The following is a 23,020-nucleotide window of genomic DNA, read 5'->3' on the forward strand; positions in this document are numbered from 1 at the left end:
ATGGCTCTCCGTTTCCGGGGTGTCGAGCTGCGCCCTGTCCTCGCCGAAGCCATCCGGGAGCGCTGCCCGATCGTCCTGCAGCGGGGTGACGGCGTGTACTGGCATGCCGCATGCAGTCCACCGTACGCTCGCGGATACCTCACTCCGATCGCCTACGCGCTCGGCTGCAACCCGCGCGTGAACGCTTTCGAGCACTGGTGGGGGCGGGCCTGCGACACACTGGGCACCGACAACCTCTGCCGGGCGTTTGCCCCCCGAGATGCCGTGTTTGCATGCATCCTGTACGGCAACTTTGATCTGGAGCTGTCGGCGGAGCCCAGCCCGCTGTCGGTACGGGCGGTCCCGGCAGGCTCGCTGTTTCACCACTGAGCCTCATCTGTTCCCCAGCCCCGCAATGCGGGGGCTTTTTTTTTCAATGCGGGCGCAACGCAGCACGTGTTGTGGCTCGCGAATCGAGGCAGAACGCAGGACGCTCCGCGCATGCCTGTCGATGGAAGTCGACGACATGCCAGGCAACCCTCGGTCTTCGAGGTTGCGCGCAGCCGCCAGGCTGCGTGACCGAACCAGTTCGCACCGCATCCTCGCGCGAACGGCCACCGTTTCCTCGGTGGCGATGCATCCGCCTGTTCAACCCACCGCGGGGTTACGCACCTCTCCCCGCATGATGGGGTCGGTGTGTCTCCGCTTCATCCTATGGAGCACCACCATGACTACCTCATCGTCATCCAACACGAAGTCGTACTTCGATTTGCACACCTCGGGCATCGGGTATCTGCAGGACATCCGCGAGGTGCCGGTCCGAGGCGGTCGCCGCGCCCAGCCCTTTCTTGCCTGCAAGATCGCTGCGCTTGTCGGACCCGCCAGGGATCCGAGCTATCGCCTCTTCGACCTGAAGGTCTCCGGTGCCAAGGCGAAGGAACTGGTCGAAAGCTACAAGGGAGTCAACGACCGTCGGAACCGGCCGCTGGTCCGTTTCCGCATCGGCGACCTGTGGCCCGATCCCTTCATCCGCACCGAGGGCGAGCGCAAGGGCGAGCCGGCTGCGGGCCTGAAGGGCCGTCTGCTCAAAGCCGAACTGGTCGATCGCGGGGAGTTCATGCGTATCGAGAACCACGAGCTCATCACTCGCGGCATCGGCTATCTCAACCGCCCGGAGGAAGTTCGTCCGAAAGATGGTGACCCGTACCTCGCCTGTTGCGTCGCGGCGCTGGCCGGCCCCACCGACGAGCCGGAATACCGGTACATCGAGACCAAGGTGAGGACGGAATCCGCGGCGCACCTGGTACGGCGCTGCATGCAGGCCGTGGAGGCCGAGCGCAAGGTGCTCATCTCGTTCTTCCTGAACGACATGAAGATCGACGCGTACCTGCGCACCAAGGGGGAACGCGCCGGCGAGGCCGCCGCTTCCCTGGAGGCCAACCTGGTCCACATCGGGCTCATCAAGATCGACGGCCAGAAGGTCTATCCCCTGGCAGCGCCGAACGCCGATGCGCAATCGACCCGGCACGACGACGTCTGCGCAGTCGAAGGTGCGTCCGACTCCGCGACCGCCCATGCCCCCGAGCCTGCCGAGCGCGAGCCCGAGAGCGAGGAACAGGAGCGCGAGCCGGAAGCAGTCGAGTCGTTCTAAAACCGGCAGGGCCCCGAAAGGGGCCCCGCCCATCTCTTCCCGCGCGATCGCAAGGAAATCACCATGGACACCACCACACCAGGCGAGCGCCCCGTGCCCTCGCCGATCATCGTTCCGGGCCAGCTCACGCTGCGCACGATTCGCGGCCGCAACGGACCGTTCACGGTCGGGCGGCTCACCACGCACCTGGGCGTCTTCGCGGTCAAGGATGCGGAGCTGGAGCAGTACCCCGAGGGCAGGTATGACGGGGAGTTCGTCATCCGCTACATCTTCCCCAAGTCCTACCCGGTAGGCGACGGCATGCGGTTCGAGATCCGCGCCAACCTGGACGGCATGACGCTCCACGGCATCGACAAGCTGAGCCGTGACGAGGCGCGCAGCTTTGCCACGCAGGATGTCGATCCTCTCGACGAAGAGCAGGGTGGGGCTCCCGCCGCCCGCCAACGAGCTCCGGCAACTCCGGCAACTCCGGCCAGACCCGCTACGCCGTCCACTGAAGCCGCGATGTCGCAGGCATCGACGGATCCCCTGATCGATACCACGCCGTTCGGCGTGGAGACGCCCTCTTCCGCACACGGCGCAGCCAGCCAGGCGCAGGGTGTGCCCGAGAACGAGGACTCGGCACTGTTCGGCCTGCTCTGGCCGCTTCAGGACTGCGTGAAGCTCGATTCGACCATCGACCGCCGCACCTTGCGTGCGCAGATCGCCCGCCTGGGCGCACTGGGCTACGCGCTGGACATCAAGGCACAGGTCTGGAGCCGCGCTGCGGTGACCCAGGCCGCGTGATCGCTGGCGCCGCACCCGCGGTGCTTCCCATCCATTCGCCGGGTGCGCCTCTCCTTCGGGAGGCGTCCGGCCATCTTCCGACGCATCGACATGGACCCGATTCTTTCAACGCTCCCACGTCCGTTGCTGGCTTTCGTCGAAGGCCAACTGTCCAACGACGAAACCTCCACCGATGAAGAAATGCATTCGCATTTCGTCGCCAACGGTCTGTCCGAGGACCAGGCGCGTCAGGCACTGACCTACCGCGCGCAGTACCTGAGCAACATCTTTCTGGACGGCTTCACGCCCATCACCGCGGCCGACGACGTGCTGCGCTTCAACCCGGACAGCCGGCAATTCGAGCCGGTCTGAACGCCATCACTCCACCCCAGGGGGCTGCACTCGCCCCACCGGGCAGTGCTGTCCCCGCCTATCCGAGGACATCACCATGCCCACCACCGATTCCCGATCTTCCACGCTCTACCGCATCGACGAGTGCCCCGATGTCATGGCCGACGCGTGCGTTGGCGACGAGCAGGGCGGTCTCGTCTTCCTCTCGATCTGGGCCCGCGACACGGCCGTCCAGCAGTTTCTCGCTCGCCTGACCCTGGGCCGCGACGAGCAGGGACTGCAGCAGTTCCACGTCATCACACCCGAAGGCGGCAGCGTTCCGGTGTTCGTCGGCAACGTTGATCGCCTGGAAAAGCGCATGACCCGCGCCTACCGGCGCACGCTCTTCGGTGCGCTCTCCAACGTGTGGCTGTTCGACCGGCGCTGCGTCAGGCCGGACAAGGCGAACGCCAGCGCGCTGGCCGTGCTGCCGAAGGACAGCCACTGCACGCTGGACCGTCTCTGGTCGCTGGTGCGCGATACCTGCCCGCTGCCGCTGCTCGATCACTGGTGCGAGCCCGTGCTCGACCTGCTGCAGGGCCACGACATGCTGGCACGCCTTCCGTTCGACCTCGGACCCCTCGAAGGCCACCGGCTTGCGATGGACGTTCCAGTGCTCACCCAGGCCCTCGGCGGCCTGATCCGCAACGCAGTCCTGCGCATCGAACCGCAGCGGCTGCCGCAGTCCATCGACCTCGCACCTCAGCTGTCGCTCGAAGCGTTGGCCTGAGTTCCGCAGTGGTCGTGCCGGCGGCGACACCGCTGGCACGACCGCATTCCTTCATCCATCCCAAGGAGCATTCCATGGCCCTCATGTTCGCGCGGCTCGCCCGCAACTTCATCAAGAACGGCGTGTGACGTGAAGTCACGTGAGTAATTGTCTCAGCCCCTCGGGGTTAGCGAGACCTGATATTCCGCTATCAGTAGCCTACCGGCACATGCGACTTCGGTAACGAGGTGGTGTGAAGCTGCCGGGACAATGTAGACCTCCCGCACGGGAAAGGTGCTTCCGCGAGGAAACGCCAAATCTGCCAGCATCAAGGCGGATGGGTCGCTAGGCTGAGCGATATGGTTAACGCAAGTGAACTGCTGATAAACACTGTAATAGCGAACAAGCCAAAGATGCTGACAGGCTTGAGCCAAAAGGCAACGTAGTCGGACAACCCTCTGCCCGTTTGGGGTTGCGCGGACAACACGACTACCGGTGAAAAAGCAGAACCTAACTCGCCCCTGTTACTCACGTGGAACACGGTAAGCCCGTATCACCGCCCCTCGGGGCAGGCAGACCGCAAGGAATGCTGTTGGTGGTGCGGGTAAAGGAATGTGGAAAAAGCGAACGCTGCTCTGTAATGGAACAGATAGGGGTTGAGCCGCAAGGTGACATCATCCCGCGCGAAAGCGAGCAGACTTCCACTTGGTCTTTCTCTACGAGAAAACTTGTCCAACCTTCTATAAGAGGGAATTGCAGATGACTACGCAAGAAATTGCTTGCGCGGGTGCGCCCTCACACGAATCGGTCACATGGCACAGCATCGACTGGGCTAAGTGTCACCGTGAAGTGCGAAGGCTCCAAGCGCGTATCGTAAAGGCGACACGGGAAGGGAAACACGGCAAGGTGAAAGCCTTGCAGTGGATTCTGACCCACTCGTTCAGCGGCAAAGCATTGGCCGTCAGACGAGTTACTGAAAACCAAGGAAAGAGGACTCCCGGTGTAGATCGCGTCACGTGGTCGACGCCGGAGACCAAATCCGAAGCAGTGTTGTCCCTTCGCCGCCATGGCTATCGACCCCGCCCGTTACGGCGGATCTATATTCCCAAAGCCAATGGCAAGAAGCGGCCTCTCGGTATTCCGACGATGAAGGACAGGGCAATGCAGGCGTTATACCTGCTGGCCCTTGAACCCATCGCGGAGACGACCGGGGACAAGAACTCATACGGGTTCCGCCCCGGTCGAAGCGTGGCAGACGCCATCAGGCAATGCCATACGGTGCTGGCTTGGAAACGCTCTGCGGAGTGGGTCCTTGAAGCCGATATCGAAGGGTGTTTCGACAACATCAGCCACGATTGGCTCGCCAAGAACATTCCGATGGACAAGGCGATCCTCAAAAGCTGGCTCAAGGCCGGATACGTCGAGAGCGGTAGTTTGTTCCCGACGGAAGCAGGTACTCCCCAGGGGGGAATCATCTCCCCAGTGCTGGCGAACATGACGCTAGACGGATTGGAAGCATTGCTTGGTAGTAAGTTCTTCGACACCAAGCGCAAAAATGTTGCCTATATCCCGAAAGTTAACTTCGTTCGGTACGCTGATGACTTCATCATCACGGGGCGTTCGCGCGAGATACTCGAACAAGAGGTGCTGCCACTGGTGGAGGAATTCCTCGCCGCCAGAGGGCTGAACATTTCAAAGGCGAAGACTCGCGTTACCCATATCTCGGAAGGGTTCGACTTCTTGGGCAAGAACATCCGCAAGTTCAACGGGGTGTGCTTGACCCAGCCATCGAAGAAGAACACGAAGGCTTTTCTAGATTCGATCCGAGGTTTGATCCGGGCCAACAAGGCAGTGAAACAAGACGACCTCATCGGCATGCTCAATCCACGCATCAAAGGTTGGGCGGAATTTCACAGTGCCGATGCTTCATCCCAGACGTTTACTCGCGTCGATGCAGTCATATGGCGCAGCCTATGGCGCTGGTGCAGGCGGCGGCATCCAAAGAAAGGGGCCTATTGGGTTAAGGAGAGGTATTTCCACCGGATAGGCAACAGGAATTGGGTGTTTGCTGCGGACGATGGTCAGAGGTTCCCTGACGGCAACGTGAAATGGAAGATGCTGCGCATAGCGGCGGACACCAAGATACGACGCCACGTCAAGGTCAACGGCCTAGCCAACCCATTCGATCCCGAATGGGAAAGCTACTTTGAAGCTCGCTTGAGCCAAAAGATGGTCCAGTCCCTGCATGAGCGCAGGAAGCTCGTCAAACTATGGCTTGCGCAGGATGGAAAGTGCCTGATCTGCGGTCAGCCCATCACGAAGGAGACAGGTTGGCATGCCCACCATATCCAACGTCGGGTTGATGGCGGAAAGAACACTTTGGAAAACTTGGTTCTGCTTCATCCAAACTGCCATAACCAGCTACATGTCCAAGGTTTGAAGGTAGTGAAGCCGGTTCGCGAAAGCGAGCTTTGAAAGGCTTGAGCCGTATGAGGGGAAACTCTCACGTACGGTTCTTAGGGGGGGATGGGCCAGCAATGGCCTGTCCCTACCCGACTACTACCCGACCGACGAAGCCACGCTCGAAAGAGCGCTGCATGCGCTGGTGCCCGGCAACGGGCCGATGTGCATCCTCGATCCCTGCGCAGGCGAAGGCGCCGCCCTCGCCGAGGTCGGCCGCGCCCTCGGGAGCGAGCGCACTCAAGCGTATGCGGTCGAGTTCGACGCGGAGCGGGCATGCCATGCCCGCGGCCTGGTCGATCACTGCCTGCACGCCGACCTGATGGACACGATGATCTCCAAACAGGCCTTCGGGCTGCTGTGGCTGAACCCGCCCTACGGCGATCTGGCCAAGGACGTCAACGGCAACATCGGCTACCAAGGCCAGGGCCGCGCACGCCTCGAAAAGCTCTTCTACCAGCGCACCCTGCAACTGCTGCAGTACGGCGGCGTGCTCGTCTTCGTCGTTCCCGGCTACGTGCTCGACGCGGAGCTGGTCGGCTGGCTCACGCGCCACTATGCGGACCTGCGGATCTACCGGGCGGTGGACACGCAGTTCAAGCAGGTGGTGATCTTCGGCCGGCGCATCCGGCAACGTGACCTGGCCGCCGATTCGGCCGCTGCCGCGCGCACCCTTCTGCTGCAGGTCGGGCACGGCGAGGTGATCCCCGAAGAACTGCCCAGCGAATGGCCGTTCCTGCCGTACATCGTTCCCGCCAGCGTGTCCCCACCGGAGCACTTCTTCCGCGTGACCATGGAGCCCGAGCAATTCGCCGAGGAAGTCGGCCGGCTGCGCGGCCTCTGGCCGATGATCGATACCCACCTGGGCGCTGCGCAGCAGTCGCTGCGCCCGCCTGCGCGGGCCTTGTCTCCTTGGCATCTCGCCCTGGCGCTGGCCGCCGGTGCGATCTCGGGCGTCGTGCGCTCCAAGGCGGGCCGCGTGCTGATCGTCAAGGGCGACACGCACAAGGACAAGGCGCTGCAGCGCGAGTTCACCGAGCGCGACGACGGCTCGATCGCCGAGACGCGCATCCTCACCGACAAGTTCGTGCCGGTGATCCGGGCGTGGGACATGACCCCGGGCTCTCCCACGCTGGGCGAGGTCCTGACCATCCGCTGATCCCGGCGCATCCATCCACCACAGCAAGGAGAACCACCATGTTTTCACTGTTCCAGCGGCGCAAGCCGCTTCCGCAACCGCTGTTCGCGCCGGGCACGATCGAGCTGAGCGAGAACGTGCGCTTGCTCGCGAGCAAGAGCCTCATCGATCCCCTGCCCTACGTTCAGCGCCACGTGCGCGGCGACTGGGGCGAGGTCGGCGAAGCCGAGCGCCAGGCCAACGGCACCGCGCTCGAACGCGGAACCCCGATGACCTCGCGGTTCGCGATCACGCCTCGGCTGTCGCTGGTCATCGTCACCAGCGCGGACCAGGGCAAGACCTTCGTGCAATTGCCCGAGGAACGGGCCGTGACCTGACCCGCAGGCGTTTCCCGCAGGCCGAGAGCGCCTGCAGCTTCTGATCCCCTCGGCCACGAGCCGAGTCTTCTTCCCACCCTGGGGCATGCCATCGCCCCATGGGGAGGTGCATGCCCCATTGCTTTGGAGCATCACCATGTCCCTCGATCTTGAAAACACGTCCGATGTGGAGCCCGTGCAAGGCGATCTGCTCGATGTGGAAGCCTCGCCCCTGTCCCTGAGCCTCACCGAATTCGTCGCCGAGTTCGGCGATGAACTGCTTGAATCGCTCAACCGCGCCAATCCGCCGGTCTATGCCGGCCAGCCGAGGGCGCACCGCGAACGCGTCATTGCGGGCCTGAAGCGCCGCCTCTTCCCCGCCCAGGCGGAAGTCGTCCACGCGGCCGCCGAGTTGCTGATCGACCGCGGCGAGCGCGCCGCGTTCGTCAACGGCGAGATGGGCTGCGGCAAAACCACGGTGGGTATCGCCACCGCGGCAGTGCTGCACGCCGAAGGCTACCGCCGCACGCTGGTCCTGTCGCCGCCGCACCTGGTCTACAAGTGGCGCCGCGAGATTCTCGAGACCGTGGCTGGCGCCAAGGTCTGGGTGCTCAACGGCCCCGATACGCTGGTCAAGCTCATCAAGCTGCGCGAGCAACTGGGCGTGCAGCCCGGCGGCCAGGAGTTCTTCGTCCTGGGCCGGGTGCGGATGCGGATGGGCTTCCACTGGAAACCCACCTTCTTCGCCCGCCGTACGCGCCACGGCCACGTGGCCGCCTGCGCGGACTGCGGCGTGGTCATCACCGACCTCGACGGCGAACCGGTCAGCCCGGTCGCGCTGGAAGCGGAGGAGTACCGCAGGAAGTGCAGCCACTGCGCCGCGCCCCTGTGGACACTGATGCGTCCCCGCACCCTGTCGGGCAGCGACCAGTCCTCGGCCGTGCTGAAGGCCCTCAAGCGCATTCCCACCATCGGCGAGGTCACGGCCCAGAAGCTGATGCGCAAGTTCGGCGATGGCTTCCTGGCCTCGATGCTGGGCGACAACATCCATGAGTTCATCAACCTGATGGATGGCGACGGGGAGCTGGTGTTCTCCGACCGCCAGGCCACGCGCATGGAACGCGCAATGGCCAACATGGAGTTCGGCTTCGGCGAGGGCGGTTACCAGCCCAGCGAGTTCATCAAAAGGTACCTGCCGAACGGCACGTTCGATCTGCTCATCGCCGACGAGGCGCACGAGTACAAGAACGGAGGCAGCGCCCAGGGCCAGGCCATGGGCGTGCTCGCATCGAAGTGCCGCAAATCGCTGGAGCTCACCGGCACGCTGATGGGCGGCTATGGCGATGACCTGTTCTACCTGCTGTTCCGCGCCCTGCCCGGGCGGATGATCGAAGACGGCTACCGGCCCTCCAAGAGCGGCAGCATGACGTCTGCGGCCATGGCGTTCATGCGCGACCACGGCGTCCTCAAGGACATCTACTCCGAGAGTGCCGGCGCCGCGCACAAGACCGCCAAGGGCAACAAGGTCAGCGTGCGGACGGTCAAGGCACCCGGCTTCGGTCCGAAGGGCGTGCTGCGCTGCGTCGTGCCATTCACGCTTTTCCTGAAGCTGCGCGACATCGGCAGCGACGCGCTCCCGCCGTACGACGAGGAGTTCCGAGAGGTGCCGATGGCACCGGCACAGGCCGCCGCCTATGCGGCGCTGTCCGTACGGCTCACCACCGAGTTGCGGCAGGCACTGGCCCGCCGCGACACCACCCTGCTGGGTGTGGTCCTCAACACGCTGCTGGCCTGGCCGGACACGTGCTTTCGCGCGGAGAACGTCGTGCATCCCCGCACGCGCGCCACCCTCGCGTTCGTTCCGTCCCAGTTCCACGACATGGAGGTCATGCCCAAAGAACAGGAACTGATCGATATATGCCGGCGGGAGAAGGACCTGGGCCGGAAGACGCTGGTCTACACGACGTACACGGGCAAGCGGGACACGACTGCACGCCTGAAGCGGCTGCTCGAACTGGAGGGCTTCAAAGTCGCGGTACTGCGCGCGACCGTGGATGCCAGCCGCCGCGAGGACTGGATCGCCGAGCAGGTGGACCGCGGCGTCGATGTCATCCTCACCAACCCGGAGTTGGTTAAGACCGGACTCGATCTGCTGGACTTTCCGACCATCGTCTTCATGCAGTCCGGCTACAACGTGTATTCGCTGCAGCAAGCTGCCCGCCGGTCCTGGCGCATCGGCCAGAAGCGGGACATCCGGGTGATCTTCCTCGGCTACGCGGCATCATCGCAGATGGCATGCCTGAAGTTGATGGCGCAGAAGATCATGGTGGCGCAGAGCACGTCGGGAGACATCCCGGAAAGCGGGCTCGACGTGTTGAACCAGGACGGTGATTCGGTGGAAGTGGCGCTCGCGCGCCAGTTGGTGGCTTGAACGTCTGGCAAGTCTCGGCGGCTCCTTCGGGAGCCGCTTTTTTCTCGCCGCTGGCGTTGCTCATGGTTCGATGTCGGCCACCGCCCCTACCACTGCGGGGTTGGCGTAACCCATTGTTCGCACTGCCTCACGAAAGTCAGCAAGTTGAGCGGCGCAAGCTCCCGCGCAGCGTGGGGCACTCGGGGCTAGACGCAACTCAATTACGTCATCGAACCAACCGGATGCGGCCAGCAAGGCAATGCAGTTGCTAACACCGTGTCCAGGCACATCGAGTTGCAATCGGCATCCGTCATGTTGTAGAACGCTCACACCACCCAAGGAAGGAGGAAGCATGAAGCTGCTTTGTTCAGCCGCCATCGCGATGTCGGCCCTGTATCTGCCTCACGCGCACGCCCAGGACCAGCCCGTGAACACCGGCCTGGGACAATGTGTGGATTTCGTGATCTACGGCTCCGGCACGCTCACGGGCCAGGTCAACGGCACCAAGTTTCCCTTTGTGTACGGTCCTGCCTCCTATCTCGACAAGTCGGGAAAAACGGTCTACATCGAGAACTACTCGTGCGACTCCCAGGACGTTCCTGGGCTCTATCAACGGGTGTCCGCGGTCGGCCACGAGATGGGGCACCTGTACCTGGACCAGGGATGGGTGCTCGGCTCGCGCGATGACTACATTGCGAAGGCTTGCACCAACGAAGGCCGGGCGGTGCTCAACAACTCCACGGCACGCAACGAGATACTCGACACGTCCAACGGCGGCGCCGACATCCGGCTGATCGGCGCGAACGCGTCTGTGCTGCTGGACATGATCGCCGCAGGTGGCGATAACTTGGCGGAACGTGTCGGGGACGCTTTCTGCACAGCCAATGTCACCTCCACTACAGGCGAGAACTACAAGGTGTACTACGGGAACGAGTACGACAAGCTTCCCAACCATCCAACGGCGCAGGAGCAATAAGCCATGAAGACCTATCTCGCTGCGCTGGGCGTCGCCCTTGCGATGGTTCCGTTGGTGTCGATCGCTGCACCGCCCAAAGCTTCCCCTGCCGCCGAAAAGCAGCTATGGGCCTTCGCTGAAAGAGTCGCCCTCGCTCTCCCTGGAAACGTCGGGGACGTGCAGCGGCTCCTCCCGGGGACAGAACACTCCGCAACCGCGCGGGCCGGCACGGACTCTCGCGCTGCGCCGACCGAGCTTGCCCCTTCGCTGTTCGTGACGAATGCAGCGGTGGTCATGGGCGATGATCGGCGTGCCACATCAGCATCCTTCGACGTGACCGGTAGCTGCGTTTCGATGGCATCGATGCGTACCCGCTATCCGAGTGTGATCGTGATGGACTACGCACGCGGGGACAACGAGCACGCCACTTATACGTTCGGCGCTCAGGTTGGCGATGCCATCATCGCTTACTCATTCCCGGCCAAACATCTGGGCTGCATGAGCCGAGTGGAAGTGACGCCCGCGAAGGAAACGAAGAGCAGGCTCGGAATTCAGTAGCTACCGGCGCGCCGCCTCACCATTTGCCGCGCCCGGTTAGAGGGGCGATGGCATGGTGGGCGGTCCGTCCCGCAATTCGAGCTTCAAGATGGCCAGGTCATTTCCCTCCGGGATTGCGCCGTGGATCATAAGGAAGACGGGAGCCCGCTGCGATGAGGCGCTTCATAGCAGGTGCGCTGGCAGTCTTTCCCTGGGCGTCGGCACTGGCAATCACTCCGATGGTGGATTACAGGTGCCTCGCACGGCCGGCTGACAACATCGTTGTTGTCAACGACGCGAGAACCGACCGCCCGGTGATGACCGACTCTTCGGACCGCTGTCCCTGACCCGACTGGACGTCAAAAAGCAGTTCAAAGGCGTCCTTGTCATTGACAGAGACCCCTCGGACCGGTTCGAGGCGATCGTGCGAAGGGATGACAGAAACTCGGCTGGATTTCGCCCGGCGGAGGAACCGCGCAACCTGGTCTTCATCAAGAACACCGATCAGGGGCCGGCCATTCTCGGCGACGCGCCTGGTGCGCTTCCCTACCGCGACGGAATCACCATCCACGACGTCAAGCTGGACGACGCGGCAATCAAGACGTTCTTCAGCGAGAAGAGCTTGGCCAAGGCAAATTGCCGGGATCGTTAGACCCCCGAGTGCGCAGAGCCCGCATCGTGATCCGAGCGCAAAGGGTCCACAAACGCTGCCCGCTTTCCGGGCCATCTACGGCCGTCGCCATACCGCCGTGGTCTTCATGGCCATTGCGTCCCCACGGCCGATGCGTGGTCAGGCATGCATGCTCGTGGCTACCGCGAGCACATCCTAGAACCCATCCCCAAGCCGCTCCCCGATCATGGCCATCGTTCCCGGGAAGAGGTGCGCCAGCAATGCCCCGATCGCCAGGGCGACTGCTATGCTGGATACCGCCACAGCGGCCGCACGCATGATCCTCGCGGCCGAACTCCGGCGGGTTGTGGACGGGTAGCCAGTAGTCATCTGCATGAAAGGAAAAAGCGGCAGATCAAGAATATGACAGTTCTTCTGGCACTTCTAGGGACCCTCGTTGGCGCTCTGCTGCTCAGGAAGAATCGAGCGCGACTGGCCTTCGCCACATGGACCGTCACCAGCGCAGCGCTGATCTTCATCGGCTGCGGCCCCGGCGCCCAACTCCTGGTGGACGGCGTTCAAGCCGGGTATGCAAGTCTTCCTCCACCTCAATGGGGAGCCAGGAATGCGATCGTGGTCCTGGGTGCGGGTACAGAACGCATTGATGGCGCCTCGCCGGAGGTCGGATTTCTGGCCTATGGCCGACTGGTGAAAGCGCTGGAGCTGTATCGCGACTGCAAGGCGACGGCAGCCGATTGCCGGCTGCTGCTCAGCGGCAGCGATGTGCGCAAGCATGGCCGTGCAGAGGCGGCCCTCTATGCCGACGCCTTGGTGCGGATGGGCGTCAGCAAGAACGACCTGGTCCTCGACTCCAATAGTGCCAACACCTGGGAGAACGCGAGAAACTCGGCGGCGATGCTGAAGGCGCTCAAGCCCGACCGTACTGTCCTCGTGACTTCGGGCGTCCACATGCGACGCTCCCTGGAGTACTTCGCCCAGTTCGGAGTGCGGCCGACTCCGGCCAGGAGCGACTACCTGAGCCCTCTTCCATCGATCGTCCCGCTGTCGTACAACCTGACGGTCGCGGATATCGCCCTGTACGAGTACCTGGGCATTGCGCGCCTGCACATCTACAACGCCCTGGGGCTGAACAAGAAGGTGCCCGATGCAGGATGAGGCCCAGGACAGCTCACTCACCTTGGTGGAAGTGGCGGACAAGCTGCGCCACAAGGAAATCGATGCGATCGTCAGCGGCTACCGCGAACGGTCCGTGTCCCTGAAGCGGACCGTCCTGGTCTTCGCGGTGATCGTCTGGGCCCTCTACTGGAGCCGCGGCGCGATCACCGATCCTCCCGACGGATGGCAGCACTTGTCGCTCGACCAGGTGCTCCCTATCGAGGCAACGAAGCTGCTGCCATGGCTCATAGGCCTGCTGCCCGCCTGCGCGATCTGGATGGTGCTGCTGCGATCAGGAAAGATCCGGGAGACCGAGTTCGTCGATGGCGCCGGCGCGATCGCCAACTACATCATCATCGGGGTGATGCTCTCGCTGGCGTGGAACCTGACGATGGCGAGCGCCACGGTCCTGCCGATCATCAGCATCATCATCGGCGCGCGGTTCGGCAGGCGGTACTTCTACCTCAGCATGCTGCTCGCCTGCGTCATCGTTGCGATCGCAGCACCCGAGCACTACTGGGTGAAGCGTCCCGCGTTCGCCGTCTTCGCGTTCGGCTTCCTCGTGGGAATCCCGCTGATGACGAACAAGCTTCTTTCGACGTTGTGGGTCATTTCGGCGCAGGCGGTGAGGTCTCGGGATGCGCAGAACCGATTCATCGCCACGATGAGCCACGAGTTGCGGACGCCGTTGAACACGGTGATCAATGCAACCGCCCTGATCGACCGCTCGCAACTCCCAGAGCAGCAACGGGAACTCGTTGCATCGGCCGAAGTGAATGCCTGGGCACTGCTGGGCCGCGTCAACGATGTCCTGGACGTGGCCGCCATTGATCGCGGGCAGATGGCCTTCGACAACGGTCCGTTCCGGTTCTCGGAGGTATTGCAGACAGTGCAGGGCGTATGCGGCCCACAGGCGGTCGCCAAAGCCATCGATTTCGAGATCACCGGCGCGACCGACCTGCATGAAATCTTCGTCGGCGACCCGGCACGGGTGGAGCAGGTCATCAGCAACCTGGTCAGCAACGCGATCAAGTTCACCCCTGCTGGGGGCACCGTCACGTTGCGCATCATCGATTCCGGACCGGACATGGGAGGGCACCAGCGCCTGAGCATCCAGGTCATCGATTCCGGCCCTGGGATTCCCGATGCGGACAAGAGCAGGATTTTCGATCCCTTTTACAAAGGCGGCGGCTCTGTGGTCCGCGCGCAAAGCGGCGTGGGCCTGGGCCTCTACATCGTCAAAGCGGTCGCGGAGCAGATGGGTAGCCAGGTCGAGGTCTCCGACAACCCTGGTGGCGGGTCCGTGTTCACCTGGAACATCGCGCTCGCGAGGGCCGCTCCAGGCCAGCAGGTGGATGCGCCCATTCCGCTGCACGAGGCGCTGGAGCGACATCGCGCCAGCATCCCGGCGATGAACTTCCTGGTGTTCGAGGACAACCTCCCGAACCGGCAAGTCATCCAATGGCTGATGAGCCTGGCTGGCCACTCGGTCAGATTTGCAGTGCCGGGAGCCGACCCCATCGAGGCGCTGTCGGCGGACAGGCCCGACGCCATCCTGCTCGATCTCCACATGCCCGAACGTTCGGGCTGGGACGTACTCGCGGAGATCGAAGCCCAGATGGGCATCCATCGAGCGCCCCCGATCGTCATCATCAGCGCTGATTCGGACCCCAACACAGTGACCACCTGTTTGCAGAAAGGCGCGGTGGCCTACCTGACGAAGCCGATCGCCCCGCACAAGCTGCTCTCCTCGGTACAGGCGATTTCCCACATGGCGCGACATCGAATCCGGGCCAGCGGAGCACACGGGGAGAACGCATGAGCGGCGAAGAGCGGGCCTGGTGATCGGAGGGCAAGCAGCCACTTGATGCCGCAAAAGCGCTCCATCGATGCCTACGCCCCTGACGTCGCGCGGAAGCCGGCGATCAGTTGCACTGCGGCGCGGGCCACGGCCTGTAAGCGTCGTTCCAACAGGGCCCGATCAGTGCCGTGGCAGGCATCCAGACGCAGCTGCTCGCAAGCCGCAAGCAATTGCCGGGAGCCGATCGGCGCTATGGCATTCTTCAATGCGTGGACCCGTTCGAGCAGGTCTTCTTTGCCTGCGCCCCGGGCTGAGCAATAGCCTTCCTCGGCGCATGCCTCAATGTCTGATATGACCGCATGGACGTACGCGGCTGCGGCCTCCCCGGAAAGCGTGGACAGCATGAAGTCGAGGGTCGAGCCGGATTCGACTTGAGGCTGTTCGCACATCGCTCGGGCTTCGGCCGTCTCGTCGCCGCGCACCGACTCTCGCGGCATCAGCCCAATGTTGCGAAGCAGGTTGCGGACGTTGACCATGAGGCACACCTGGGCGTTTTCGAGGATGGGGCAGGAGGCACGTCGGGCCCCATGCGTCTTTCCTTGACGCGCACTATGCAACGCTCCGCAGCGCATCTCCATACCACCTCGTGGCCGGGTCAGCAAACTGAACCGGCACTGCGCCACCGCCTTCGACTTGTCGACCGCTCGCGCCTCCGGACCACGTACCTTGGATCGGCCTGAAATGCAGGCGATAGCTCCCAGAAGGGACGAGGACGACCATGAAAAGGATGAAGACGAGCATGCTGACCCACATCGCGCTGGCGGGCGCCCTGCTGGCTTGCGCCGGCGCGGCCCAGGCATGCTGCCCCGACGGCGGCCACGGGGCACCGGCGGCCTCGGCGGGGCTCGGCGAAAGCCTGCCGAAGGCCCGGAACCTCGCGTTGGATCCGGCGTGGCGGATCTATGAGTTCTCGCGCGACGGCGTGACCTACCTGCAGATCAACGATGTGGCGGGCACGGTGCGTGCAGCCGTGGGCCGGGTCAACGACACGCTGTGGGTGTTGCCCATGGGTGCGGACGTCGCACGCGTGACCTTGCCGGCCAAGGGCGCGGGCCCCAGCGGGTCCGTGGTGTACCAAACCTCGGGCTTCGTCGTGCGCTTGGTGCCAGGCGGCAACGGCGGCGACTCCTGGCAGATCAGCGCCGCAGACTGAGGCCTTCGCCCACCGACTCCGAAACGAGAAAGCTGAGGCAGTACGCATGGCGGCGCCGGCAGGTGCCGCCATGCACTTTGAGCCGGGCAGCCAGTTCCCAGTCCGCATCGTGGGCCACGGCACGCCCGCGTTCCAGCGGGGACGCGTCGGCGAGGACGCAGAGCGCGATGCCCTGGCGACCACCCGCGCGCCAGACCCTGCCCTTGATGAGATGGCGCTTCGCGGGTGGCAGTGTTTCGATCACGTTGAGCGCGCATCGGTACGCGACAAGCTGCAGCCCGAGAGAAAGCTGCATGGGATCGCCCCGCAGGCGGCATTGGAACTCGGTATCGCAGAGATTGCTCATCGCGACCGATCGCAGGATGGCGTACAGCCCATGCGTCTCGATGCCGAGCGGGTACAGCGCGGTCACGTACTCGTCGAGCAACTGGGCCTGGATCACGCCTGTGCGCGTCATCTCCATGGCTGCGGCGTGCTGTCCCCGCGAGCGGAGGTGGGCGACGATGTCCGTGCGCAGCTTGTTGATGTGGACGGTGATGTCGCTGTACTCCACCACCCGGCGTCGCAGTGTGCGTTCCGCCTGCAGATAACTCGCCTGCGCGATCTGCCAGGCCTCCTGACGCTGGTGGCGGAAGTAGCTGGCATGCTCGAAGGCCGCCGACAACCGGGACCCGAATACGAACAGGCCGGTGGCCGCCGCCGCGAGCGCGATCTGCACGCGGAATGCCTCGGCGTGGTACGACGCCAGCGTCATGGCATCCGGCAGCATGATCCCGATCGCCACATTGGCCAGCACGACGCCGACAGCGGCACCACGCCAGCCGTGCAGCAGCGTGAGCACCACCGACGGAACGACCATCAGGGACATCAGCACCTGGTGCGAAAGGCGATCCTGCGCCATGCCGGAGATCAGGAACAGCACCACCACGGCTGCCGACCCGAGCAGGCCATCCCTCGGCAGCCGCGGGCGGGCGGTCATAGGCTCATCCCGGCGCAGCCATAGCAGGACTGGGAGCGTGAACATCAGCATGCCCAGGTAGTCGCCCAGCCAGTAACGCGTGAGCGCTTCCAGCGGCGTCAGCGCGGTATAGCCCTTGAACAGCGCATTCAATGCCATGTTGCACAAGGTGCTCCACAGCGCCAGCATCAAGGCCAGCGGCAGCAGCAGGTACTCCTGGTCCACCAGCCGCGGCAGCTGGCGCCGTGCGGCATGCACGGCCAGCGCCACGCAGGGCATCAGCAGGAAGGGACTGGCGTACGCCCACACAGGGCTCGCGCCGCGCTCGATCATCGGCACGCGGATCACCAGCAGCGCGGCCGCATCACCGGCGAGCAGATAGGGCCAGAGGCGATACGGCAGGAACAGCAAGGTCGCGGCGCGCAGCCCCGCCGGCAGGTACCACTGGTCCATCGAACAGCGCCACGCCAGCAGGAATGAGGCACAGTAGCCCAAGCTGAGCAGAGCGCCTCTGGCGATGTCTTTCCCCGCTGCCATTCCAACCGGTCCGTGGCGTGTGGGCGCCACTGTACAAGCGCGGTCGGCGCGGCAGGTAGACAGTTCCCAGGCCAGCACAGTACAACTCAACTCGCTGCCATGGCCATGGCGGGCCACAGCCCCTCCACAGGTTAACCTGATCGCCTCTTTCGGAGAGATTCCTCTTCGTCGTTTAGGCGTTGCCGCCGCGCTTCGTCGCGACGCTGCCTCCGCTCCTCAGCGAGTTGCAGATACAGCGGTGGGTAGTACACGCGTGCAGGGCGATCTGGTGCGCCCCAGGTCTCCTCGCTCAAGATGTAGCCCGCAAGCACGAGCAGAACAAACCCCAGCACGAGTCCGCCGTCGCCGAGCGGCGCGAGCGCATCGTGAACGAGAGAGCGGCCGCCCGGTTGCATGAAGGCGAGCAAGCCGTCCGCGACCGCGAGAAATGCCGTCGCAAAGACCAGATTGCCGATCTGATCAAGTTCCTCGCGGCGCTGCACCTCACGCCGCCAGGCGGTCTCATACATTCGCAGCAGGAAATCGCTTTCCTTCTCCAGGGCATACACATGAAACCTATGGGCGTCTACATGACCATACGCCCCACCAAAGTCATCGCGATCCTCGACCTCAAGGACGCGGCGAGCGAGTCGGCGGCTGTGGTAACCGATCCAGCACAAGAAAATGCCCAGCGTCGGCAACACGAAGCTGACGAGCAGTCCGAAGCTTGCCGCCGCAACGACCAGGAAACCCAGGTCCTGCCACAGCTTGTCGGTAGATGTGGACCACTGAAGCAACCCGCTGCCCCCTTTCAGAACCAGTGCGCCATCAATGAAAAGCACGATGCACACGAACCGCATCACCCACTGAGCATCCCACGCCTTTTCCATCAGGCTGAGATGGGGCAGCCCCTCCTTCGCGCTGTCCTTCGATTTTTCTTCACCTGCCATCTCTGCAATCTCCTGTTCAGGGGTACGTCGCGGCAGAGAACGCCTCTCCCCCGCCATTGATCGAACGCCGCTCAAACCACGAAACGCTGGTGCATGCCCGGCTGGCACCATGTCCGCCACGCCTCGTCGACGGCTGCCGTCTCCTCCGGCCTGGCGCACGCCGCCCCCGCCATCGCGAACAGGCGGCCCAGGCGCTCTTCCTTCTCCTGCGACGTCACGGCGCCACGTACCACCATGGGGCCGACGGCCATGACGATGCGATGGCAGATCTCCGGGTCGAGCCCATTGCTGTCCACACCAAAGCCCATCGCTCGGTTGGGGGTGAGCACCGGAGGCAGCGTGCGCAGGATGACGCGGTGCAAGGCCTTGTCTTCGGTCACCAGCGCGGGCGTCCCGACGAACTCGTAGCCGGCCTGGCGCAGCATGGGCACGCTCAGCCACAGGTTCAGGTCGCCGGCGCGATTGCGCAGGTACGGCAGGGTGATGTGGTCGGCCTCGTCCTTCTTTCCCGGCTGAAAACTGAGAAACGATTCAAGGTACGAGTACGCGGGCTTCGGGTCCCCATCGAGCTTCAGCGACTGTCGCCCCTTGAGCAGCACGCTGAGGGCCAGCAGCATGGCCATGCCGGTGAAGCGTGGGACGTCGGCCTGCATCAAGGCGTCCAGCTTCGCGAGCGTTTCCTCCGGCGGCACCTTCTGAGACAGCAGCGACCGCATGAGCGCGACGTAGGGGAAGATCAGGCTGAACTGGGTGCGCAGCGCTGATTCGTTCTTTCGCAACAGCGCGACCTGCTGCTGCGCAAACCTTTCGCGGAACAGGAAGCCCCGCGATGCCAGCGGAGCCAACCTGTCGTTGACCCAGGCGGCAGGGTCGGGGCTCTCGCGGAGCTTCTGATTGGACATCCACTGCTCCATCAGCGCCGGCCACGGATTGAGTGTGTAGCGCGCGCGTTCCGCGGCCGGGATCTGCTCTGCCCACTCCGTGCGCGCGAGCGCGTTGGTGTCGAGGAACAGCTCGTACGGCCCTGCACCCTTCGCAACGTTGACGAACGGCCACACGAGGGCGGTGGTACCGGATGGCGGAAGGCGCTCGCATCGCGCGGCGTAAGGAATGGGCTGGTTGCTGGACTCCATGCTCAAGTTCTCCCTGCATTTCGTTTTGTTATCGGCGTGAACGCCGGCGGCCCGGCAAAGCGCCGCGCCGCGATCCCGATTGTTGCCTGACTCGACCACGCCCCGCGCGCATCGTCTCGATCACCCAAGTTACCGGGACGACCCGCATGCAGCCACACCCCTCGCCCGCCCCCCGCCGCTGGGGATTCGCCCCGGTGGCCGCCGCGGTCGCATCAGTCCTCCTGGGCGGATGCGCCAGCGCACCACCTGCCGACGAGACCGCCGCCCCCAGTCCTGCGCCCACGGCTTCGGCACCCGCCGGGGTTGACGCGGACCGACCTTCGCCAGTTACGGTCACACGGCAGGGCCGCTACACCCTGGTCGAGCTCGGCGCCGAGACTGGGCAGCGCGATCTGTTGATGCAGGTCATAAACGTCACGCAGCCATCGGCCGAAGGGTCCACGGTCCAGGACGGCCTGCAGTACCTGCTGCGGCAGTCGGGCTACCGGCTGTGTCCGCCCGACGCGGACAGCAGCACCCTGTATGCCCTGCCGCTGCCCGCGGCACATGTGCGTCTCGGCCCCATCACGCTGCGCGACGCGCTCCAGACCATGGCCGGCGACGCCTGGGCACTCTCGGTGGACGACACAGCGCGCATGGTCTGCTTTCACCGGGCCGGCGCCAGCGCCGCGGCGATCGAGCCGGCCTGGCTTCCGAAGGAGAAACAGCCATGGTGATCTCGCACCCGCCCGCCGGACGCCCCCGCGATCGTTGGGCCCTCTGGGCCTGCGCCATCACCCTGATGCTCGTGGGCGGGGTGACCGCTTACAACACGGCTCAGTTGTCGCGCATGGCGCAGGAAGCCAAGCAGGCGAACGTCGATGCGGAGATGCAGAGCCTGGCGAGCAGCGTGGCACAGTTGCGCGGAGCATTCGATGCCGCGCGCCGGCAACCGGCGCCCGTCAGCGAAGCAGCTTTCTCCACGGCACAGAAGGCACTCGGAGACCGGCTCACGGCGCTCGAACACGCACGCGAGGGCATGGCTCGGGCCGAGGATCTGGCTGCCCTGTCGTCGCGCATCGACGCACTGCAGGCCGAAGTCGCTGCCCGCAAGACGGCCGCAGCGCCACGCAAGGCGCGTGCATCGGAAGCTGCGGCGGCCCGCGAGCGCGCGCCCTCCCCACCACCGTTCACCGTGTTCGGCAGCGAAATGCGGGCCGGGGTGCCTTTCCTGGCGGTCGTTCCATCCGGGCCGGGGTCGAACTCGCAGGTTCGGCTGCTCCGCGAGGGCGAGCAGGAGAGTGGGTGGCGGCTGGAAGTGGTCGAGCCGCAAGCCGCCGTGTTCTCGGTCGGAGACCAGGTGCGCCGGCTGCCGCTGCGTGCGCGCTGAGGCGACCAACATGCGAGCGGAAAGCCGTTCAGCCATCGCGGTGCTCATCGCGGCATGCCTGTGCGTCCTGGGCCTGGGTGCGCCCGACGTGGCGCAGGCCCAGGCGCAAGCAGCGCGCGTCGGCGAGACCCGCACCACGGCGAGCGCAGCACGGCCGTTGACCGATGCCCACGACGACGAGGCCCGGGCCCGCGAATGGGGCCTGCGCGTGGAGGACTGGTCGCGCTACAGGACGTTGATGCAGGGGCCTCTCGGCATCTACTCCCCCAACCTCGATCCGCTGACGGCACTCGGCATCGAGGCACGCAGCGACGAGGAGCGGCGACGGTATGCGGAGCTCCAGGTGCAGGCCGAGGCGCGCCGCGTGCAAAAGACCCTGGACTACCAGCGCGCATACGACGCGGCGTGGCAGCGGCTGTATCCCAACCAGCAGCGCGTGGCACTGCAGGCCGGCCCGGCAGCCGGCAGCAGCGGCACCGCCGAACCGGGTCGCATCGCCTTGTTCGTGAAGGAGGACTGCGCCGCATGCGACCAGCGCGTGCAGCAGCTCCAGTCCGCCGGCACACCGGTGGACGTGTACCTGATCGGAAGCCGCGGCGACGACGAGCGCATCCGCCGGTGGGCGCGGCGAGCGGGCGTCGATCCCGCCAAGGTGCGGGCGCGGACGATCACGCTCAACCACGATGGCGGCCGCTGGCTGTCGCTCGGCGCGTCCGGCGATCTGCCGGCGGTCATGCGCGAGGTGGGTGGTCAATGGCAGCGACAGTGATTACGCCGCACTGCGCCGCTGCGCTCCGCGCGGCGATCGCGCTGGGCACAGCCGCATGGAGCGCCGTTCCCGCCCGCGCCCAGGAGCTCCCCCCGCCCGCTTACCAGATCGCCGCGGCGCAATCGGGCGTGCCCTCGTCCGTGCTGTATGCGGTCGCGCTGCAGGAGAGCGGAACCCGGCTGCGCGGCCGGCTGGTTCCCTGGCCGTGGACGCTCAACGTCGCCGGCACGCCGCAGCGGCACGCCACGCGCGCTGACGCCTGCCTTGCGCTGCGCAGCGCACTGCGGGACACGCCCGCCGAACGCATCGACGTCGGGCTCGGCCAGGTCAATGCGGGCTACCACGCGCACCGCGTGCAGCGACCCTGCGCGCTGCTGGACCCCTACCGCAACCTCGGTATCGCCGCGGAGATCCTGCATGAGCAGCACCGGCCCGGCGAAGACTGGATGACCGCGGTGGGCCGCTACCACCGCCCCGCAGGCGGCCCGCCCGCAGCGCGCTACCGCGGCGCCGTGCAGCGCCACCTTGTGCGCGTGCTGGGCAACCCGCAGGCGATGGCCTCACTGAATCCGCGTCGAGAGACCACCCCATGAAGCTCCCCGCCTTGCGATTCCACCCGTGCGCGCCTCGGTGGCTGCTCGCGCTGGCTTGCCTGCCGTCCTTGGGCCTGGGTGCGGAACCCGTGGCATCGCCACTGTCGCCCCGCCCCGGCCTGATCGTCGTCGAGGACCGGGGAGGCGTATCGGCGCAGCGCTACTACGACGAGCTCGGGCTTCCCCCGTTGCGAGCGAGCGGCGCCCCTTCGACCAGCGGGGCAGCCAAGGCCACGGTGCCCGTCGTCCCGGTCGAGGCGGTGGGCCTGCCAGTGCGCTCCACCCTGCTGTCCCCTGGAGTCGTGGAAGCTCGCCCGCTGCAGGCGCCGGGGCTGCCCCCCTTTTTCCTGGTCGGTGACGACCCGCGGTCCAGAGCCTGGCTGCAGCAGCGCGTCGGCACGCTGCGCCAGTTGCGCGCCGCCGGCCTCGTGGTGAATGTCGCGTCGCCGCTGGCGTTGCAGGAGCTGCGCGCCCTGGCGCCGGGTCTGGTGCTCTCGCCGGCCTCGGGGGACGATCTGGCCCGCAGGCTGGGGCTTCGCCACTACCCGGCCCTGTTGACCGCCACAGGCATCGAGCAGTGAC

Annotated in this window: 24 protein-coding genes; 20 read left to right on the forward strand and 4 right to left on the reverse strand. The window is 65.0% G+C overall.

The annotated features are described in order from the left end of the window. The 14 genes from NUG21_RS19250 (at position 1) to NUG21_RS19315 (ending at position 14,958) form a co-directional block, all read left to right on the forward strand. Positions 1-369, forward strand: a complete 369-nt coding sequence (locus NUG21_RS19250; RefSeq protein WP_263391726.1) for a DUF3085 domain-containing protein — start codon at positions 1-3, stop codon at positions 367-369. Between the two features lie 337 nt (positions 370-706). After that, positions 707-1,630: a DUF3577 domain-containing protein gene (locus tag NUG21_RS19255; protein WP_019795959.1), complete on the forward strand. Its 924-nt coding sequence runs from the start codon at positions 707-709 to the stop codon at positions 1,628-1,630. 63 nt (positions 1,631-1,693) lie between these two features. Next, a complete protein-coding gene (locus NUG21_RS19260; protein ID WP_263391727.1) occupies positions 1,694-2,416 on the forward strand; it encodes a DUF3275 family protein in 723 nt (240 codons plus the stop codon). A gap of 90 nt (positions 2,417-2,506) precedes the next feature. Then, complete coding sequence (locus tag NUG21_RS19265; RefSeq protein ID WP_263391728.1) at positions 2,507-2,767, forward strand: hypothetical protein; 261 nt, start codon at positions 2,507-2,509, stop codon at positions 2,765-2,767. A gap of 76 nt (positions 2,768-2,843) precedes the next feature. Continuing rightward, positions 2,844-3,515, forward strand: coding sequence for a hypothetical protein (locus tag NUG21_RS19270; RefSeq protein WP_019795957.1), 672 nt, complete (start codon positions 2,844-2,846; stop codon positions 3,513-3,515). Between the two features lie 738 nt (positions 3,516-4,253). Continuing rightward, positions 4,254-5,969, forward strand: a complete 1,716-nt coding sequence (gene ltrA, locus NUG21_RS19275) for a group II intron reverse transcriptase/maturase (RefSeq protein WP_263391729.1) — start codon at positions 4,254-4,256, stop codon at positions 5,967-5,969. A 67-nt stretch (positions 5,970-6,036) separates the two neighbouring features. After that, positions 6,037-7,113, forward strand: coding sequence for a DUF6094 domain-containing protein (locus NUG21_RS19280; protein WP_263393121.1), 1,077 nt, complete (start codon positions 6,037-6,039; stop codon positions 7,111-7,113). Positions 7,114-7,151: 38 nt separating this feature from the next. Next, positions 7,152-7,469, forward strand: a complete 318-nt coding sequence (locus NUG21_RS19285) for a hypothetical protein (RefSeq protein WP_019797025.1) — start codon at positions 7,152-7,154, stop codon at positions 7,467-7,469. 136 nt (positions 7,470-7,605) lie between these two features. Then, entirely contained in the window at positions 7,606-9,879 is a 2,274-nt protein-coding gene (locus NUG21_RS19290; protein ID WP_263391730.1) for a helicase-related protein, read from the forward strand. 331 nt (positions 9,880-10,210) lie between these two features. Beyond that, a complete protein-coding gene (locus NUG21_RS19295; protein WP_263391731.1) occupies positions 10,211-10,834 on the forward strand; it encodes a hypothetical protein in 624 nt (207 codons plus the stop codon). A 3-nt stretch (positions 10,835-10,837) separates the two neighbouring features. Then, positions 10,838-11,371, forward strand: a complete 534-nt coding sequence (locus tag NUG21_RS19300; protein ID WP_019796115.1) for a hypothetical protein — start codon at positions 10,838-10,840, stop codon at positions 11,369-11,371. A 403-nt stretch (positions 11,372-11,774) separates the two neighbouring features. Beyond that, positions 11,775-12,002 carry a hypothetical protein gene (locus NUG21_RS19305; protein ID WP_019796113.1) on the forward strand — a complete coding sequence of 76 codons (228 nt, stop codon included), beginning with the start codon at positions 11,775-11,777 and terminating at the stop codon, positions 12,000-12,002. A gap of 381 nt (positions 12,003-12,383) precedes the next feature. Then, positions 12,384-13,136, forward strand: a complete 753-nt coding sequence (locus NUG21_RS19310) for a YdcF family protein (protein ID WP_263391732.1) — start codon at positions 12,384-12,386, stop codon at positions 13,134-13,136. Beyond that, positions 13,126-14,958 carry an ATP-binding response regulator gene (locus NUG21_RS19315; protein ID WP_263391733.1) on the forward strand — a complete coding sequence of 611 codons (1,833 nt, stop codon included), beginning with the start codon at positions 13,126-13,128 and terminating at the stop codon, positions 14,956-14,958. Before NUG21_RS19310 ends, NUG21_RS19315 begins: the two co-directional genes overlap by 11 nt. A 71-nt stretch (positions 14,959-15,029) precedes the next feature. Here the strand turns inward: NUG21_RS19315 and NUG21_RS19320 are convergent, their stop codons facing one another. Next, the gene (locus NUG21_RS19320; RefSeq protein WP_019795892.1) at positions 15,030-15,473 is read right to left on the reverse strand and encodes a hypothetical protein; all 444 of its coding nucleotides are present in this window, start codon (positions 15,471-15,473) and stop codon (positions 15,030-15,032) included. A 263-nt stretch (positions 15,474-15,736) separates the two neighbouring features. Here NUG21_RS19320 and NUG21_RS19325 point away from each other — a divergent pair, with 263 nt between their 5' ends. Beyond that, positions 15,737-16,150, forward strand: a complete 414-nt coding sequence (locus NUG21_RS19325; protein ID WP_263391734.1) for a hypothetical protein — start codon at positions 15,737-15,739, stop codon at positions 16,148-16,150. On the opposite strand, the gene NUG21_RS19330 is transcribed toward NUG21_RS19325, so the two are convergent. The 3 genes from NUG21_RS19330 to NUG21_RS19340 all read right to left on the reverse strand — a co-directional run bounded on the left by NUG21_RS19330 (position 16,134) and on the right by NUG21_RS19340 (position 19,707). Continuing rightward, on the reverse strand, positions 16,134-17,645 hold the full coding sequence (locus NUG21_RS19330; protein ID WP_263391735.1) for an MASE1 domain-containing protein: 1,512 nt from the start codon (positions 17,643-17,645) through the stop codon (positions 16,134-16,136). The two genes, NUG21_RS19325 and NUG21_RS19330, sit on opposite strands and share 17 nt — an antisense overlap. 131 nt (positions 17,646-17,776) lie before the next feature. Then, complete coding sequence (locus tag NUG21_RS19335) at positions 17,777-18,574, reverse strand: hypothetical protein (RefSeq protein ID WP_263391736.1); 798 nt, start codon at positions 18,572-18,574, stop codon at positions 17,777-17,779. 71 nt (positions 18,575-18,645) lie between these two features. Then, complete coding sequence (locus NUG21_RS19340; protein WP_263391737.1) at positions 18,646-19,707, reverse strand: hypothetical protein; 1,062 nt, start codon at positions 19,705-19,707, stop codon at positions 18,646-18,648. 194 nt (positions 19,708-19,901) lie between these two features. On the opposite strand from NUG21_RS19340, the gene NUG21_RS19345 reads away from it, so the two are divergent. From NUG21_RS19345 to NUG21_RS19365, 5 genes are read left to right on the forward strand one after another with little or no spacing between them, the layout of a single operon-like run. Beyond that, the gene (locus NUG21_RS19345) at positions 19,902-20,423 is read left to right on the forward strand and encodes a PFGI-1 class ICE element type IV pilus protein PilL2 (protein WP_263391738.1); all 522 of its coding nucleotides are present in this window, start codon (positions 19,902-19,904) and stop codon (positions 20,421-20,423) included. After that, entirely contained in the window at positions 20,417-21,076 is a 660-nt protein-coding gene (locus NUG21_RS19350; protein ID WP_263391739.1) for a hypothetical protein, read from the forward strand. Before NUG21_RS19345 ends, NUG21_RS19350 begins: the two co-directional genes overlap by 7 nt. 10 nt (positions 21,077-21,086) lie before the next feature. After that, positions 21,087-21,845 (forward strand): TIGR03759 family integrating conjugative element protein, encoded by a 759-nt coding sequence (locus NUG21_RS19355; RefSeq protein ID WP_263391741.1) that lies wholly within the window; start codon positions 21,087-21,089, stop codon positions 21,843-21,845. Further along, on the forward strand, positions 21,830-22,438 hold the full coding sequence (locus tag NUG21_RS19360; protein WP_263391742.1) for a lysozyme family protein: 609 nt from the start codon (positions 21,830-21,832) through the stop codon (positions 22,436-22,438). The genes NUG21_RS19355 and NUG21_RS19360 overlap by 16 nt, the downstream gene beginning before the upstream one ends. Next, positions 22,435-23,019, forward strand: a complete 585-nt coding sequence (locus tag NUG21_RS19365) for an integrating conjugative element protein (protein WP_263391743.1) — start codon at positions 22,435-22,437, stop codon at positions 23,017-23,019. Before NUG21_RS19360 ends, NUG21_RS19365 begins: the two co-directional genes overlap by 4 nt. Position 23,020 lies beyond the last annotated feature (1 nt).

It is taken from the genome of Xanthomonas sp. CFBP 8445, assembly GCF_025666235.1.
GTDB classification, from domain to species: domain Bacteria; phylum Pseudomonadota; class Gammaproteobacteria; order Xanthomonadales; family Xanthomonadaceae; genus Xanthomonas_A; species Xanthomonas_A indica.

Excerpts from the sequence above, each read along its gene's own strand:
- ltrA (WP_263391729.1), top strand. The coding sequence starts at position 4,254 with ATGACTACGCAAGAAATTGCTTGCGCGGGTGCGCCCTCACACGAATCG.
- NUG21_RS19295 (WP_263391731.1), top strand. The coding sequence starts at position 10,211 with ATGAAGCTGCTTTGTTCAGCCGCCATCGCGATGTCGGCCCTGTATCTG.
- NUG21_RS19315 (WP_263391733.1), top strand. The coding sequence starts at position 13,126 with ATGCAGGATGAGGCCCAGGACAGCTCACTCACCTTGGTGGAAGTGGCG.
- NUG21_RS19350 (WP_263391739.1), top strand. The coding sequence starts at position 20,417 with ATGGTGATCTCGCACCCGCCCGCCGGACGCCCCCGCGATCGTTGGGCC.
- NUG21_RS19270 (WP_019795957.1), top strand. The coding sequence starts at position 2,844 with ATGCCCACCACCGATTCCCGATCTTCCACGCTCTACCGCATCGACGAG.
- NUG21_RS19285 (WP_019797025.1), top strand. The coding sequence starts at position 7,152 with ATGTTTTCACTGTTCCAGCGGCGCAAGCCGCTTCCGCAACCGCTGTTC.
- NUG21_RS19330 (WP_263391735.1), bottom strand. The coding sequence starts at position 17,645 with ATGGCAGCGGGGAAAGACATCGCCAGAGGCGCTCTGCTCAGCTTGGGC.
- NUG21_RS19340 (WP_263391737.1), bottom strand. The coding sequence starts at position 19,707 with ATGGAGTCCAGCAACCAGCCCATTCCTTACGCCGCGCGATGCGAGCGC.
- NUG21_RS19310 (WP_263391732.1), top strand. The coding sequence starts at position 12,384 with ATGACAGTTCTTCTGGCACTTCTAGGGACCCTCGTTGGCGCTCTGCTG.
- NUG21_RS19260 (WP_263391727.1), top strand. The coding sequence starts at position 1,694 with ATGGACACCACCACACCAGGCGAGCGCCCCGTGCCCTCGCCGATCATC.
- NUG21_RS19255 (WP_019795959.1), top strand. The coding sequence starts at position 707 with ATGACTACCTCATCGTCATCCAACACGAAGTCGTACTTCGATTTGCAC.
- NUG21_RS19335 (WP_263391736.1), bottom strand. The coding sequence starts at position 18,574 with ATGGCAGGTGAAGAAAAATCGAAGGACAGCGCGAAGGAGGGGCTGCCC.
- NUG21_RS19355 (WP_263391741.1), top strand. The coding sequence starts at position 21,087 with ATGCGAGCGGAAAGCCGTTCAGCCATCGCGGTGCTCATCGCGGCATGC.
- NUG21_RS19365 (WP_263391743.1), top strand. The coding sequence starts at position 22,435 with ATGAAGCTCCCCGCCTTGCGATTCCACCCGTGCGCGCCTCGGTGGCTG.
- NUG21_RS19265 (WP_263391728.1), top strand. The coding sequence starts at position 2,507 with ATGGACCCGATTCTTTCAACGCTCCCACGTCCGTTGCTGGCTTTCGTC.
- NUG21_RS19290 (WP_263391730.1), top strand. The coding sequence starts at position 7,606 with ATGTCCCTCGATCTTGAAAACACGTCCGATGTGGAGCCCGTGCAAGGC.
- NUG21_RS19320 (WP_019795892.1), bottom strand. The coding sequence starts at position 15,473 with ATGGTCAACGTCCGCAACCTGCTTCGCAACATTGGGCTGATGCCGCGA.
- NUG21_RS19325 (WP_263391734.1), top strand. The coding sequence starts at position 15,737 with ATGCTGACCCACATCGCGCTGGCGGGCGCCCTGCTGGCTTGCGCCGGC.
- NUG21_RS19300 (WP_019796115.1), top strand. The coding sequence starts at position 10,838 with ATGAAGACCTATCTCGCTGCGCTGGGCGTCGCCCTTGCGATGGTTCCG.
- NUG21_RS19250 (WP_263391726.1), top strand. The coding sequence starts at position 1 with ATGGCTCTCCGTTTCCGGGGTGTCGAGCTGCGCCCTGTCCTCGCCGAA.
- NUG21_RS19360 (WP_263391742.1), top strand. The coding sequence starts at position 21,830 with ATGGCAGCGACAGTGATTACGCCGCACTGCGCCGCTGCGCTCCGCGCG.